This is a genomic window from Pseudoduganella sp. R-32 (assembly GCF_049913245.1).
Classification (GTDB): domain Bacteria; phylum Pseudomonadota; class Gammaproteobacteria; order Burkholderiales; family Burkholderiaceae_D; genus Rugamonas.
In genome coordinates this window covers 3,017,739-3,032,151 of record NZ_CP183987.1, presented here as the reverse complement: position 1 = coordinate 3,032,151, position 14,413 = coordinate 3,017,739, and the positions used below count along the sequence as shown (strand labels likewise).

Below are 14,413 nucleotides of genomic sequence, written 5' to 3'. Positions count from 1 at the left end.
CCGGTTTCAGGCTTCGCGCGCGATACGCTGGCGGCGCGCTTCGTACAGGCAGACGCCGGAGGCGACCGATACGTTCAGCGACTCAACCGAGCCAAACATCGGAATCGACACCAGCACATCGCAGGTCTCGCGCGTCAGGCGGCGCATGCCCTCGCCTTCCGAACCCATCACGATCGCGGTCGGGCCGGTGTAATCGCCTTCGTACAAGGTCTTGTCGCCGTCGTCGGAGGTGCCGATCAGCCAGATGTCGCGTTCCTTCAGCTCGCGCAGGGTGCGCGCCAGGTTGGTCACTGTAATGAACGGCACCGATTCCGCCGCGCCCGAAGCCACCTTGGCCGCAGTCGCATTCAGGCCAACCGAGCGGTCCTTCGGTGCGATCACCGCATGCGCACCGGCGCCATCGGCCACACGCAGGCAGGCGCCCAGGTTGTGCGGATCGGTAATGCCGTCCAGGACCAGCAGCAGCGGCGGGCCTTCCACCGCATCCAGCAGTTCGTCCAGGTTGCGCGCCAGCGCCAGCTGCGAGGCAAACGCGATCACGCCCTGGTGGCGGCGGGTGCCGACGATCTTGTCGAGGCGTTCGGATTCCACAGGCATCACGCGCACGCCGGCCGCCTTGGCGTGGGCGATCAGGTCTTTCATGCGGCGGTCGTCGCGGGCCTGGTCAAAGAAGATCTCTTCAACGCTGGATGCTTCGTGGCGCAGGCGCGAGGTAACGGCGTGGAAGCCGAAAATCATTTTGTTCTTGGACATCGTAGTTCTCAAAATAAGTCCGGCGCCGAAGCGCCGGACGGGTGCTTATCGTTTTTTCTTGGGCTTTGCAGCCTTGGTCACGCGCTTGGCGGTGGTTTTCGGCTTGGCCTTTGGCTTCGGCTTGGCTGCCTTGCGCGCAGCTGGAGCCGGGGGGGCATAAGCAGAAGATGCCGCGCCACGCTTGGCCGGTGCCCGGCCAGGAGTGCGGGTCGGCGCTTCGTCGCGCGTCGAGATCGACGGCGCAGTGCGGGCGGCCTTGCGCTTGCGCGCTACCGCTGGATTCTCGTCTTCATCATCGAAGCTGTCGAAATCGCCGAGCGAGCCAACCAGGCCGCCGCCCTTGCGGGAGCCCTTCTTGCCTTGCGGCGGCAGGGTCGAGATTTCGCTGTCGGCCAGGCGCAGGTCGATCTTGCGCGACTCGAGGTCGACGCGGACAACCTGCACGTTCACGCGGCCAGTCAGTTGGTAACGCTTGCCGGTGCGCTCGCCGCGCAGCTCGTGGCGCGCATCGTCGTATTCGAAGAAGTCCGCGCCGAGGTCGGTGATGTGCACCAGGCCTTCCACGAACAGCTGGTCCAGTTGCACGAAGATGCCGAAGTTGGTCACGCCTGTGATGATTCCGCTGAACTCTTCGCCCAGCTTGTCCTGCATGAAGTAGCACTTGAGCCAGGCCTCCACATCGCGCGAAGCTTCGTCGGCGCGGCGCTCGTTGGCCGAGCAGTGCACGCCCAGCGCGTCCCAGATGGTCTGGTCGCCCTTGGATTTCGGCTCCTTGCCTTCCTGCTTGTCTTTCAGGGCCTGTCGGCGCTGGGCATTCGAGATCGTGGTGTTCAGCACCGACTTGTCGGCCAGCTTCGGCTCGTACTTCTTGCCCGCCAAAATCGCCTTGATGGCGCGGTGGGTCAGCAAATCCGGATAGCGGCGGATCGGGCTGGTGAAGTGGGCATAGGCCTCATACGCCAGGCCGAAGTGGCCGATATTATCCGGGCTGTAGACCGCCTGCTGCATGGAGCGCAGCAGCATGGTTTGCAGCAGCTGTGCATCCGGGCGCTCCTTGATCTTCTTCATCAAATCGGCGTAGTCGCGCGCTACCGGTGTATCGCCGCCGCCCAGCGACAGGCCAAGCTGCTTCAGGAAGTCGCGGACCTGGGTCAGTTTTTCCTTGGTCGGCCCGGCGTGGATACGGTAGGTGCCTGGGTGCTTGTGGCGCAACAGCAGGTCCGCCGCGCACACGTTCGCCGCCAGCATGCACTCTTCGATCAGCTTGTGCGCATCGTTGCGGGTGCGCGGGATGATCTTCTCGATCTTGCCGGCAGGGTTGCAGACGATGTAGGTCTCGGTGGTTTCGAAATCGATCGCACCGCGTTCCTGGCGCGACTTCTGCAGCGCGTGGTAGACGTCGTACAGGTTCTGCAGGTGCGGCACGATTTCCGCGCGGCGCGCCGCTTCCGGGCCCTTGGTGTTGCCGAGGATGGCCGCCACTTCGGTATAGGTGAGGCGCGCGGCCGAGTGGATCACGGCCGGGTAGAACTGGTAGGCCTTGAGTTCACCTTGTGCGGTGATCACGGCGTCGCACACCAGGGTCAGACGGTCGACGCGCGGGTTCAGCGAACACAGGCCGTTGGACAGCTTCTCCGGCAGCATCGGGATCACGCGGCGCGGGAAATAAACCGAGGTCGAACGCTCGATGGCGTCGCCATCCAGGCCGTCGTTCGGCTTCACGTAATGCGACACGTCGGCGATCGCCACGATCAGGCGGAAGGCCGTGCTGCGGCCGACTTTCACCGGCTCGCAATACACGGCATCGTCGAAGTCGCGAGCATCTTCGCCATCGATGGTCACCAGCGGCACGTCGCGCAGGTCGACACGCTCGCCCCAATCGGCTTCATGCACCACGTCCGGCAGCTTGGAAGCCTGCTTCAGCGCGGCGTCCGAGAAAATGTGCGGCACGCCGAACTTGCGTACGGCGATTTCGATTTCCATGCCAGGGTCATCCATGTCGCCCAGCACTTCGACGATCTTGCCCGACGGCTGCTTGAAGCGGCCCGGCTGCTCGGTCAGCTCCACGCTGACGATCTGGCCCGACTTGGCCTTGCCGACGGCGCCCTGCACCAGGATGTCCTGGCTGATGCGCTTGTCTTCCGGCGCCACGACCCACACGCCGTTTTCCTTCAGCAGGCGGCCGATGATGTGGGTGGTGCCGCGCTGTACCACTTCGACAATAGTGCCTTCCGGACGGCCACGGCGGTCGTAGCCGATGATGCGGCCCAGTACCTTGTCGCCGTGCAGCACCTTCTGCATCTCGCGCTCGGCCAGGAACAGGTCTTCGCCCGGTTCGTCAGGAATCAGGAAGCCGTAGCCGTCGCGGTGGCTGGACACGCGGCCGGCAATGAATTCGGAATGGTCCGCCAGCACATAGAAGCCACTGGTATCGGAACGGATCTGGCCGTCGCGCTCCATCGCATTCAGGCGGCGCGTCAGGACGGCTTGGGAATCGGCTTTGACTTTGAGCGACAGCGCCAACGTGCGCAGGTCGAGCGGCGCTTTGGCGCTGCGGAAGATGCCGAGAATCTCTTCGCGGCTAGGAATGGTATGAGTGGAGTTCAAAAGTTCTTCAGTAATCTTATTATTGGTGGTTAGTGTAACAGGAAGGACCGTGCACAAAAATCTTTCGCAGGCCCTTTGACATCGGCAGAGTTTCCTCTATAATTCTGGCTCTCGCAGCGATGCGGGAATGGCGAGTCGATGTGCAGCGTGGAATGAAAGTTCATCTGGCGCAAAACTCTCCAAAGCAGTATGATAGCAGATGTTGTTGCTAATGCCCACGTGGCGGAATTGGTAGACGCGCATGGTTCAGGTCCATGTGCCGCGAGGTGTGGGGGTTCGAGTCCCTCCGTGGGCACCAAAAATTCCGCAGAGAAGCCGCTGATTTCAGCGGCTTTTTTGTTTTCCGGCGTCGAGTTTCTTGACGCTCCCGCCTTCCCGGCTGTCGCGCGCCACGCGCTAGCGGCGGCGCGCATACTTCTTGCGGCATCCTCCCTACCCCACCAATCCGTAGGAGACCGCCATGAAAACATTGCTCGCCAGCCTTTTGCTGGCTGCCAGCACCGCATCTGCAGCCCCGGTTTTCAACTTCAACTACGTCGCCGGCACCTCGCTCCAGGCGCAGCAGGGATTCCAGGCCGCGGCCGCGCGCTGGTCAAATTTGCTCAATGATAATGTGACGATAAATTTGACGGTCGGCTTTAACTCCCTCGGCGGCGGCATTCTTGGACAGGCAGCCTCTGCCGAAGACTTCCACACCTATGCCTCAGTTCGCAATGCGCTGGCGGCCGACGCCACCTCCGCCGCTGATGCCACGGCAGTGGCCCACCTCCCAGGCGGCTCAAGCTTCGGCATGCTGATCAACCGCACCGCCAACAATCCCAACGGCTCCGGCAGCGCCCTGCCCTATGTCGACAATGACGGCGACGCCAACAACCAGATCCTTTCCATCACCAATGCCGAAGCCAAAGCCATCGGTTTGGCCGTCACGCCGCAAACCCTGTCCGGCTGCATCGGCAACTGCGATGGCTTCATCCAGTTCAACAGCGATTTCAATTTCGACTTCAATCCGAATAACGGCACGGACGCCAACGCCTTCGACTTTGTCGGCGTTGCCGCGCACGAGATCGGCCACGTGCTGGGCTTTATCAGCGGCGTCGACATCCTGGACGGCAATTCACCACCCTACAACGGCCCGTTCAACGACAACCTGTTCACCTACGTCTCCGCGCTCGACCTGTTCCGCTACTCCGCCATGAGCGCAGCGCATGGCGTGATCGACTGGACCGCCGACAACCGCAGCAAATACTTCTCGCTCGACGGCACGACAGTAGGGCCGCAGTTCTCCACTGGCGACAACTTTGGCGACGGCCGCCAGGCCAGCCACTGGAAGGACAACCTGTTCATCGGCCTGATGGACCCGACCGCCGGCCTCGGCGAAACGCTGCAGATTACCGGCAATGACGTGCTGGCCATGGACGCCATCGGCTGGAACGTGGCCGCGATTCCCGAGCCGTCGGGCTGGGCCATGCTGGGCGCCGGACTGATGCTGCTCGCGGTGCGCCAGCGTGGCCGCTCCAACAAGCTTTCATAAATGTCTTGACGGGCGTGGATCCGGCCTTTACTATGCGTGCCTCGTTGCAGAACAACGCGACAATGCCCACGTGGCGGAATTGGTAGACGCGCATGGTTCAGGTCCATGTGCCGCGAGGTGTGGGGGTTCGAGTCCCTCCGTGGGCACCAAAAATTCCGCAGAAAAGCCGCTGAAAAGCGGCTTTTTTGTTTCCGCCAAATTCGGGGTCAGGTCTGTCATTTGGACACAGAGACCAGGCATTTGATCTTCATCAAATCATATCTGCAAGTTTCTGCAGTCGAATAATCTACCCGCAGCATGACTTTTCCGCCACTTCTTGAGACATGTCAAAGGTGCGCCACGGCTGTCCAAATGACAGACCTGACCCCGAATTGGAAAAAGTTGCACGAAATTATTAATTAAGGCTTGACCGATTCGGTCTCGACCATTAATATGCGTGCCTCTGTTGCACACAACACCGCAACAGAGAGTTGAAGAAGTTAGCGCCCACGTGGCGGAATTGGTAGACGCGCATGGTTCAGGTCCATGTGCCGCGAGGTGTGGGGGTTCGAGTCCCTCCGTGGGCACCAAACGCTACCTTCTGAGACAAATGCAGTACCAGTGCCCACGTGGCGGAATTGGTAGACGCGCATGGTTCAGGTCCATGTGCCGCGAGGTGTGGGGGTTCGAGTCCCTCCGTGGGCACCAAGAATTCCGCAAAAAAGCCCTTCTGCACTGAGCGCGATCTAGAGCGCGTTCAGGCTGAAGGGCTTTTTTCATTTACGCGTTCAGCGCCGCTTCCACTGCTTGCGACAGGCTGCGGGTTGGGCGGCCGATCAGCTTCTCCAGCGCTTTCCCGTCATCGAACAAACCGCCGCGTGCCGAGCCGGCATCCGAATCGGCCAGCAATTCAGGCCAAGGTGCAGGTACGCCGACGCCAGCCAGCACGTTGGCAAATTCCGCCGGCGGGACATCGCGGTACACGGCAGCCTTGCCGGACTGGCGCGCTGCCTCTGCGGCCAGTTCCGCCAGCGTGAACGAGGTGCTGCCGGCCAGTTCATACACCGGCTGCGGGGCTTCCGTCGTCAGCACAGCCACCGCGGCAGCCGCATAGTCGGCGCGCGCGGCTGCCGAAATGCGGCCCTCGCCTGCGCTCCCTACCAGCTCGCCCCATTGGACGGCGCCCTGGATCCGGCTATTGAAATTCTCGACGTACCAGCCATTGCGCAAGAAAGAATACGCCAGGCCGCTAGCGCGGATCGCTGCTTCCGTGGCGACGTGCTCCTCGGTCAGGCGCAGCGGCGAGCTGTCTGCGTGCAGGATGCTGGTGTAAGCCAGCAGTTTCACGCCAGCACGTTTTGCCGCGTCGATGACAGCGCGGTGCTGCGCCGTGCGCTTGCCCACTTCGTTGGCCGAAACCAGCAGCACGCGATCCGCGCCAGCCAGGGCAACATCCAGGCTGGCCGGATCTTCATAGTCCGCACGGCGCACCTGCACGCCGCGCGCCGCCAGGTGCGCCACCTTGGCCGGATCACGCACAGCCGCCACGATTTGCGCTGCCGGCACTTTCTCCAGCAAACCTTCCACCACCAATTGCCCCAATGCGCCCGAGGCGCCAGTTACGACGATCATGTTTTTCTCCTTGGTTGAAAACGATGTAGGGCTATAATAGGCTCAACACTAACTTTTCGTAAGTACGTACTTTTTGGTAAGTATGGAAAAAACTTCAAAATCCTTGCGGGCTTCGCTGTCCCGCCGCTCGGCAAGACCGGGCAATGTGCTGGCGCCAGCGTGTCCGTCACGGGCGGTATTGAGCCACGTCACCAGCCGCTGGGGCGTCCTGGTGCTGGTGGTACTCCTGGGCGGCATGCACCGCTTCAGCCAGTTGCGCAAGGAAGTAGGCGGCGTCAGCGAGAAAATGCTGGCCCAAACCCTGGTTGCGCTCGAGGGTGACGGCTTCGTGCTGCGCACTGCCCTGCCGGTGATTCCGCCCCATGTCGAGTACAGCCTGACGCCGCTGGGCCGCGAAGTCGCTGAGCGGCTGGAAGTCCTGGTCGACTGGATTGAGGACAACCTGCCACGCATCCTCGTTCCGCAGGTCGAGGCCGAATCCAGCTTGTAATACACTGGCGGCGTGGAACCGAACAAAACCGTCCTCGTGGCAACCGGCGCCAGTCTCGACGTGGCGGCGCTGGAGTTGGCGCTCGCCCGGCACGACTACCGCGTCGAATCAGTCACCAGCGGCCAGCACGCCCTGGAGGTGGCTTCCGCCGGTGGCGTGGTGTTGGTGCTGCTGGATACCGCGCTGGCCGGCGGCGCCGCACTGGAATTGACCGGCCGGCTGACCCAGGCCGACGCCAACCGCCGCATTCCGGTGCTGCTCATGTCGCATCGCCCGTCGAACGACGAAAAGGAGCGCGCCGCCCGCGCCGGCGCCGACGGCTACTTCACCCTGCCCCTGGCCACCACCAGCGTGGTTGACCATGTGCTGTTCGCGCTGCAGGGCCAGCGCATCGGCGGCTTCGACCTCGAAGTGAACTACCACATGATGGCGGCCGCCTCGCCGGATGCGGTGGTGCTGATCGACATGGACAGCGGCCGCCCGGTCGACCTGAATCATCGCGCCGAACAACTGCTTGGCCGCAGCGCACTGGAACTGCTGACCGCCCCGTTTTCCGCCTTCTGCGACCCGCTGGAAATGAACGCGATGATGCAAAGCGTGCTGGCCGGCGAGCTGCGCGTGCACCGCATCACCTTCCGCCACAGCAGCGGGCGCGCGGTCGAATGCAACGCGCGGGGCGTGCGGATCGCCAAGCCGGGCCGGCGCCTGTTCCACATCCGCCTGGTGGACGTCACCGGCACGCAGCGCGCAGACGAACTGCGCATCGGCCAGGAACAGCTGCTGGAGATGATGGCGCGCGGCGTGCCGCTGCAAGACACGCTGCACAAGCTGGTGCAGCTGGTCGAGTCGCAATCGCCGGGCGTGCTGTGCTCCGTCATGCTGCTCGACGAAGACGGCGTGCACATGCGCTGCGCCTGCTGTCCCAGCCTGCCCGCCTCGTATGCCGCCCTGCTGGAAGGCATGGCAATCGGCCCCGGCGTGGGTTCCTGCGGGACTGCCATGCACCGCCGCGAGGCCGTGGTAGTGTCGGACATCGAACACGACCCGCTATGGGCGCCATACCTGGATCTGATCCGGGACTACGGCCTGCGCGCCTGCTGGTCCATGCCGATCATGCAGGACGAGAACACCGTGCTGGGCTCTTTTGCCATGTACTACCGCACCGTGCGCCATCCGGACGCGGAAGAACAGCGCCTGATCGGCGTCGCCAGCCACCTGGCCAGCATCGCCATCGAGCGCGCGCGCCGCGAGGCGGAACTGGCACGCCACCGCAGCCACCTGGAAGAACTGGTGGAAGCCCGCACCGCCGAACTGACACGCGCCAAGCAGCATGCGGAGCTGACCAGCGAAGAACTGCAAGCTGCGCTGGAAAACCTCAGCATGACGCAGGATGAACTGGTACGGCGTGACAAGCTGGCCGCCCTCGGCTCGCTGGTGGCGGGCGTGGCGCATGAACTGAACACACCGATCGGCAACAGCCTGATCACCGCCTCCACGCTGGCCGACCTCACGGCAGCCTTGAGCAGCCAGGTCGACGCCGGCATTCGCCGCTCGGAACTGGACGCCTACCTGGAGCGCGCACGCGAGGCGGGCGACATTATCCAGCGCAACCTGCAGCGCGCCGCCAACCTGGTGGGCAGCTTCAAGCAGATCGCCGTCGAAACCACCGACGCCCAGCGCCGCCATTTCTTCCTCGACCAGCTGCTGCAGGAAATGCTCGCGCCCCTGTGGGCCAGCCTACCGCAACCGCGCCCCCACCTGGTGCTGGACGTGGTGCCCGGCCTGCAGCTGGACAGCTATCCGATTCCGCTGGCCCAGGCCATCGGGCACCTGGTCGACAACTGCATCGTGCACGCCTTTGGCGCCCCGGCAAGCGGCGAGCCAACAGTCACCATTACCGGCAGCGCCGAGGGCTGCGACGTGCTGCTGTCGGTAGCTGACAACGGCGTCGGCATTGCGCCCGATCACCTGCACCGCGTATTCGATCCCTTCTACACCACGCGGCTTGGCGCCGGGCAGTCGGGCCTGGGGCTGTACATCACGCACAATATCGTGACCGGCGTCCTGGCGGGCCATATCGACGTGGCCAGCACGCCCGGCCAGGGCGCCACCTTCACCATGCGCCTTCCGGCGACTGCTCCGCTATGAAACGACACCTCGCCATCCTCTTGATCGCCGTCACCGCAGCCGGCATCGCCAGCGCCCGCCCGGCCTGGTGGTACCTGTACCAAAGCCGGATCGACGGCCAGCGCGCCTGCTCGCAGACCCCGCTGGGCGAAGGCTGGGTGCAAATGGCCGGGCCGTTTAAAGATGCCCATTGCGAAAAGTTGGTGCGTAATAAATAATGAAGTCAAAGCAAGAAGCAACGCCATCCCACCTCGACAAGGAGACCGTATGTTTCAAAATCCCGAGCAGTTCGCCAACGCCACCAAGACGCTGTTTGAGTTCCAGCTGGAGACCTTCAACACCCTGACCAACCGCGCCATGCAAGGGGTGGAACAGGCGGTGGCGCTGAACATCGCCACGGCGAAAAAAGCACTGGATGACCAGATCGAGGCGGGCCGCAAAGTCAATGCCTCGGCCACGCCCCAGGAAGCGCTGGATGTGATCAACGCCCGCCTGCAGCCCGGCATGGCCGCCACCAACGCCTATAACCAGCAACTGGGCGCCCTGCTGACCGAAATGTCGAACGACTTCCACAAGGCGGCCGATGCCCACCTGGCCGAGGCCAAATCCAACCTGAGCGCCCTGATTTACGACGTGACCAAGAACGTGCGCCCCGGCTCGGACAACGCGGTGGAGATTGTCAAAAACGCCATTGAAAACGCCTTCAAAGGCTATGAACAGGTGACGCAGGCCACGCGCGACGCCGTCACCGCCTTTGAGCAGCAGGTCGAGAAAGCCAACGCGGCCAGCAAGAAGGGCTGACAATCCAGGCTGCGGCGCGTTATACTGTATATAAATACAGTTTTCGCGTCGCCTCGCCTGCATGAACCCAGTCCTTGAAAATCCGTTCTACTACCTGGAAAACTTCCACCAGGTCCTGCATTGGATTGGCGAGCGCTATAGCGACCTGTTGACGGACGAGGAAGCGCAGTTCCTCGCCAGCTTCCCCACCGTGCCCCAGCCATCGCGCGCCCTGTTCGTGCGCATGGTGATGCGCAAGGGGGAACTGTTCCGCGCCTCCAGGCTGAACTACCCCGAGATTGGCTGTTCCATCGCCGCCGCCGGCCCACTGGTCGAGCAAGGCTGGGTGGTGCAAGACCCCGAGCTGACGCTGGACGAGCTGTTCGACTTGTTGCAAAAGCCCGAGATCACCCGTGTGTTCGCCCTCAGCGGCGCCGAACGCAGCGCACGCAAGGCCGACCAATTGGCCGCCCTGCGCGAGCGCCACGAAGGCAGCCACCGCTTCACGTCCTGGTATGCCGACGCCGGTGACCAGGTCTATCACATTGTGTCGAAGCCCCTGTGCGACCGCCTGCGCCTGATCTTCTTCGGTAACTTCCACCAGGACTGGTCGGAATTCGTATTGTCCAACCTGGGCATCTACCGCTACGAAAAAGTCGAATTCTCGCCCGCCGCACGCGGTTTCCGTTCGCGCCGCGACATCGACGACTACCTCGCCCTGCACGCCTGCCGCGAGCGATTCGCGGCAGGCGAAGACCCGCTGCAGTTGGCGCGCGAGCTGCCGGCGCCGGCCGATGACAACGAATGGCTGCATAGCCGCCGCCAGAAAATGCTGTTCCAGTTCGGCCAGCAGCTGGAAAAACTGGGCAATTGGGCTGCCGCCTTCGAACTGTACGAACAATGCGCCTATCCCGGCGCCCGCGCGCGCGCCATCCGCGTGCTGGAGAAAGACGAGCGTATCGGGTTGGCCTACGAATGGCTGCAGCGCGCACAAGCCGCGCCCGAAAGCGAAGCCGAACGCCAGCAGCTGCTGCGCATGGCGCCGCGGCTGCGCCGCAAGCTTGGCCACATGCGCGAGCCGGCGCACAAGCTGACGCCGGTCGAACGCATCGACCTGGTGCTGCCGATGCCGGCCGAGGATTGGTGGGTGGAAGGCGTGGTGCGCGACCACCTGTGGCGGGACGAAGCGCCCTGCTTCTACGTGGAGAACGCGCTGGCCAACTCCTTGTTTGGGCTGCTGTGCTGGGACGCGGTATTCGCCGCCATTCCCGGCGCCTTCTTCCACCCCTTCCACCACGGCCCGGCGGATTTGCACAGTGCCGACTTCCAGCGCCGCCGCGCCGCCCTGTTCCAGGCCTGCTTCGCGCGGCTGGAAGACGGCAGCTACCGCGACGCGATCTGCCTCAACTTCGCCGCCAAGGCCGGGCTGCAATCGCCCTTCGTCTACTGGGACGCGATCGATGAGGAACTGCTCGGCCTCGCGCTGGACTGCATCCCCGCCGCGCATTTGAAGCTGTGGTTCGAGCGCATCCTGCTCGACATTAAGGCCAACCGCAGCGGTTTTCCCGACCTGATCCGCTTCTGGCCTGCGGAACAACGCTACCAGATGGTGGAAGTCAAAGGCCCGGGCGACCGCCTGCAGGACAACCAGCTGCGCTGGATCGACTATTGCGCCGAGCATGGCATGCCGGTGTCCGTGTGCTACCTGGCGTGGCAAGAATGAGCTACACCATTGCCGTTCGCGCACTGTGCGAGTTCACCGCCAAGCAAGGCGACCTTGACCTGCGCTTCACCCCAACGCCGACCGCACAGGAAGGCATCGAAGGCCACGCCATCGTCGCGAGCCGCCGTGGCGAAGACTACGAACGCGAGCTCGGCTTGTCCGGCGACTTCGGCCCGCTGCACGTGCGCGGCCGTGCCGACGGCTACGACCCGCGCCAGAACCAGCTCGAAGAAATCAAGACTTACCGCGGCGACCTGTCGCGCCAGCCCGCCAACCACCGCCTCCTGCACTGGGCCCAGCTCAAGGTGTACGGCCACCTGCTGTGCGCCGCGCGTAATCTGCCAGCCTTGCGCCTGGCGCTGGTTTACTTCGACATTGGCACGCAAAAAGAAACCGTATTGACCGAAGAGGCGGACGCCCCCACCCTGCGCGTCTTCTTCGAAGAGCAATGCGGCCGCTTCGTCGCCTGGGCCGAACAGGAACTGGCGCACCGCATTGCGCGCGACGAGCAATTGCGCGCGCTGCGCTTCCCGCATGCCGACTTCCGTCCTGGCCAGCGCCAGCTTGCGGAAGCGATGTTCAAGGCCAGCGCGCGCGGCTGCTCGCTGCTGGCGCAGGCCCCGACCGGCATCGGCAAAAGCATCGGCAGCATTTTCCCGATGCTGAAAGCCAGCGCCGAGCATGGCCTGGACAAGGTGTTCTTCCTCGCCGCGAAAACCAGCGGCCGCAGCATGGCGCTTGGCGCCGTCGAAACCATCAAGCGCAGCGCGCCTTTGCTGCCGCTGCGCGCACTCGAGCTGGCGGCCAAGACCACAGCCTGCGAGAACCCGGACAAAGCCTGCCACGGCGAATCCTGCCCGCTGGCGCAAGGCTTCTATGACCGCCTGCCGGCCGCCCGGGAAGCTGCCTTGCAGCAGCCCATGCTGGACCGCGCCTCGGTGCGCGAAGTGGCCCTGGCCCATCAGGTTTGCCCCTACTACCTGCAATCGGAACTGGTGCGCTGGGCCGACGTGGTGGTGGGCGACTACAACTACTACTTCGACATCAGCGCCATGCTGTACAGCCTGACGCAGATGAACGGCTGGAAGGTCGGCGTGCTGGCAGATGAAGCCCACAATATGGTCTCGCGCGCCCGCAAGATGTACTCCGCCGAAATGGACCACGTGCGCCTGCGCGTGCTGCGCAAGACCGCGCCCGAAGCCCTGCGCAAGCCACTCGACCGCGTACATCGCCAATGGAGCGCCCTGGAAAAAGCGCAGGAAGCCGAATATGCCAGCCATGCCGAGCTGCCGGAAAAGTTCATGGCCGCGCTGCAAACAGCCTGCACCGAGATCGGCGACTACATGGCCGAGCACCCCGCCTGGTTCGACGCCGACGTGCTGGACTTCTATTTCAACGCCCTGCTGTTCGGGCGCCTGGCGGAAAACTTCGGCGAGCACTCGCTGTTCGACATTGAAAAATCCGACGTGGGCCGTGGCGCGGCGGCTGGACGCGCAAACTCGGTGCTTTGCGTCCGCAACATCCTGCCCGCGCCCTTCCTCAAGCAACGCTTCGAGGCCGCGCATGTGGTGGCCCTGTTTTCCGCCACGCTCAGTCCGTGGAACTACTACGCCGACACGCTCGGCATGCCGGCCGACACGGCGTGGATCGATGTTGCCTCGCCCTTCGACGCGCAGCAGCTGCAGGTACATATCGCCAGCCACATCTCCACCCGCTACCAGCACCGCGAGCGCTCGCTGGCGCCAATCGCCGCGCTGATGGGCGAGCAGTACCAGCGCCAGCCCGGCAACTACCTGGCTTTCTTCAGCAGTTTCGATTACATGGAAAAAGTGGCCCAGCTTTTCGCCGCCCGCCACCCGAACGTGCCGCTATGGCGCCAGGAGCGCCGCATGGATGAAACCGCGCGCGACGCCTTCCTTGCCCGCTTCAGGGAAGACGGCGAAGGCATCGGCTTCGCCGTGCTGGGCGGCTCTTTTGGTGAAGGCATCGACCTGCCTGGCGACCGCCTGATCGGCGCCTTCATCGCCACGCTCGGCCTGCCGCAGATCAATCCGGTCAACGAACAAATCAAGGCCCGCATGGAAACTGCATTTGGGGCCGGCTATGACTATACCTATCTCTACCCCGGCCTGCAGAAAGTGGTGCAGGCCGCCGGCCGCGTGATTCGCACCACCAGCGACCGCGGCACCGTGCACCTTATCGACGACCGCTTCGGCCGCCCTGAAGTCCAGGCCCTGCTGCCCGCCTGGTGGCAACTCGGCGCGTCCTAGCGCGTACGCTGGCCCGAGCCACACAGTAAAGCGTGATTCTCCTTGCGCTGGCGCACGATGGCCTGGCGCTCTTCTTCACTGACACTGACCGATCCGTTCGAATTGCCGAAGGCCAGCTTGGGGACCTTCTCGGAAAATTCGATCTGCTGTGCATCGCGCTTGCAGACTTCATCGTCAGTCATCGGCTTGTTGCTGCGGTGCTGGCTGGGGTTATAAGGCGCCTTCCCTGCGGTGCGCGCCGAAGTGTCGGCTGCCTCCTGATTCGCAGCCTCACGCTGGATACGACGTTCGCGCGATTCCAGTTCCTGCCTTTGCCAGTCGCCGGCAGGCGCCGCAGCCGGCTTCGCCACAGGGCGCTGCACTGCAATCTCTTTGCTCTTGACGCCGTCCTGCGGACGGTCGGAATAATGGACTTTGCCGTCGGCATCGGTCCACTTATAGAGTTGTGCGTGCGCCGGCAAGGCGGCCAGGGCGAGGATCAGTAGCAAGAAGATTTTCATAACGCGAAGTATATGAAAAAC

General features: G+C 63.6%; 11 protein-coding genes and 4 tRNA genes. 11 read left to right on the top strand and 4 right to left on the bottom strand.

Annotated features, from left to right (window positions below; translation table 11 throughout):
* Positions 1-6: 6 nt before the first annotated feature.
* Together rlmB and rnr are read right to left on the bottom strand one after the other, a co-directional pair.
* Complete coding sequence (gene rlmB, locus ACN9MU_RS13985; protein ID WP_207232908.1) at positions 7-738, bottom strand: 23S rRNA (guanosine(2251)-2'-O)-methyltransferase RlmB; 732 nt, start codon at positions 736-738, stop codon at positions 7-9.
* A 60-nt stretch (positions 739-798) separates the two neighbouring features.
* A complete protein-coding gene (rnr, locus tag ACN9MU_RS13980) occupies positions 799-3,360 on the bottom strand; it encodes a ribonuclease R (RefSeq protein WP_426323038.1) in 2,562 nt (853 codons plus the stop codon).
* A gap of 213 nt (positions 3,361-3,573) precedes the next feature.
* On the opposite strand from rnr, the gene ACN9MU_RS13975 reads away from it, so the two are divergent.
* The 5 genes from ACN9MU_RS13975 to ACN9MU_RS13955 all read left to right on the top strand — a co-directional run bounded on the left by ACN9MU_RS13975 (position 3,574) and on the right by ACN9MU_RS13955 (position 5,578).
* Positions 3,574-3,658, top strand: a tRNA-Leu gene (locus ACN9MU_RS13975).
* Positions 3,659-3,820: 162 nt separating this feature from the next.
* Complete coding sequence (locus ACN9MU_RS13970; RefSeq protein WP_426171438.1) at positions 3,821-4,891, top strand: NF038122 family metalloprotease; 1,071 nt, start codon at positions 3,821-3,823, stop codon at positions 4,889-4,891.
* Between the two features lie 64 nt (positions 4,892-4,955).
* A tRNA-Leu gene (locus ACN9MU_RS13965) sits at positions 4,956-5,040 on the top strand.
* A 335-nt stretch (positions 5,041-5,375) separates the two neighbouring features.
* Positions 5,376-5,460, top strand: a tRNA-Leu gene (locus ACN9MU_RS13960).
* Between the two features lie 33 nt (positions 5,461-5,493).
* A tRNA-Leu gene (locus ACN9MU_RS13955) sits at positions 5,494-5,578 on the top strand.
* A gap of 72 nt (positions 5,579-5,650) precedes the next feature.
* Here ACN9MU_RS13955 and ACN9MU_RS13950 read toward each other — a convergent pair.
* Complete coding sequence (locus ACN9MU_RS13950; RefSeq protein WP_426337478.1) at positions 5,651-6,502, bottom strand: NAD(P)H-binding protein; 852 nt, start codon at positions 6,500-6,502, stop codon at positions 5,651-5,653.
* Between the two features lie 82 nt (positions 6,503-6,584).
* On the opposite strand from ACN9MU_RS13950, the gene ACN9MU_RS13945 reads away from it, so the two are divergent.
* From ACN9MU_RS13945 to ACN9MU_RS13920, 6 genes are all read left to right on the top strand, one after another.
* Positions 6,585-6,992 carry a winged helix-turn-helix transcriptional regulator gene (locus tag ACN9MU_RS13945; protein WP_426171434.1) on the top strand — a complete coding sequence of 136 codons (408 nt, stop codon included), beginning with the start codon at positions 6,585-6,587 and terminating at the stop codon, positions 6,990-6,992.
* Positions 6,993-7,004: 12 nt separating this feature from the next.
* Positions 7,005-9,140 carry an ATP-binding protein gene (locus tag ACN9MU_RS13940; RefSeq protein ID WP_426323034.1) on the top strand — a complete coding sequence of 712 codons (2,136 nt, stop codon included), beginning with the start codon at positions 7,005-7,007 and terminating at the stop codon, positions 9,138-9,140.
* Entirely contained in the window at positions 9,137-9,337 is a 201-nt protein-coding gene (locus ACN9MU_RS13935; protein ID WP_426171431.1) for a hypothetical protein, read from the top strand. The genes ACN9MU_RS13940 and ACN9MU_RS13935 overlap by 4 nt, the downstream gene beginning before the upstream one ends.
* Before the next feature lie 49 nt (positions 9,338-9,386).
* Positions 9,387-9,920: a phasin family protein gene (locus tag ACN9MU_RS13930; RefSeq protein ID WP_426171429.1), complete on the top strand. Its 534-nt coding sequence runs from the start codon at positions 9,387-9,389 to the stop codon at positions 9,918-9,920.
* A gap of 61 nt (positions 9,921-9,981) precedes the next feature.
* Entirely contained in the window at positions 9,982-11,622 is a 1,641-nt protein-coding gene (locus ACN9MU_RS13925) for a VRR-NUC domain-containing protein (RefSeq protein ID WP_426171427.1), read from the top strand.
* Complete coding sequence (locus ACN9MU_RS13920; RefSeq protein ID WP_426171425.1) at positions 11,619-13,892, top strand: helicase C-terminal domain-containing protein; 2,274 nt, start codon at positions 11,619-11,621, stop codon at positions 13,890-13,892. The genes ACN9MU_RS13925 and ACN9MU_RS13920 overlap by 4 nt, the downstream gene beginning before the upstream one ends.
* Here the strand turns inward: ACN9MU_RS13920 and ACN9MU_RS13915 are convergent.
* Positions 13,889-14,380, bottom strand: a complete 492-nt coding sequence (locus ACN9MU_RS13915; protein ID WP_426344747.1) for a DUF4124 domain-containing protein — start codon at positions 14,378-14,380, stop codon at positions 13,889-13,891. The two genes, ACN9MU_RS13920 and ACN9MU_RS13915, sit on opposite strands and share 4 nt — an antisense overlap.
* Between the last annotated feature and the right edge of the window lie 33 nt (positions 14,381-14,413).

Bases quoted from the DNA above. Each gene is read 5' to 3' on its own strand.
- ACN9MU_RS13920 (WP_426171425.1), top strand. From the start codon at position 11,619: ATGAGCTACACCATTGCCGTTCGCGCACTGTGCGAGTTCACCGCCAAG.
- ACN9MU_RS13935 (WP_426171431.1), top strand. From the start codon at position 9,137: ATGAAACGACACCTCGCCATCCTCTTGATCGCCGTCACCGCAGCCGGC.
- ACN9MU_RS13950 (WP_426337478.1), bottom strand. From the start codon at position 6,502: ATGATCGTCGTAACTGGCGCCTCGGGCGCATTGGGGCAATTGGTGGTG.
- ACN9MU_RS13945 (WP_426171434.1), top strand. From the start codon at position 6,585: ATGGAAAAAACTTCAAAATCCTTGCGGGCTTCGCTGTCCCGCCGCTCG.
- ACN9MU_RS13925 (WP_426171427.1), top strand. From the start codon at position 9,982: ATGAACCCAGTCCTTGAAAATCCGTTCTACTACCTGGAAAACTTCCAC.
- rlmB (WP_207232908.1), bottom strand. From the start codon at position 738: ATGATTTTCGGCTTCCACGCCGTTACCTCGCGCCTGCGCCACGAAGCA.
- ACN9MU_RS13930 (WP_426171429.1), top strand. From the start codon at position 9,387: ATGTTTCAAAATCCCGAGCAGTTCGCCAACGCCACCAAGACGCTGTTT.
- ACN9MU_RS13970 (WP_426171438.1), top strand. From the start codon at position 3,821: ATGAAAACATTGCTCGCCAGCCTTTTGCTGGCTGCCAGCACCGCATCT.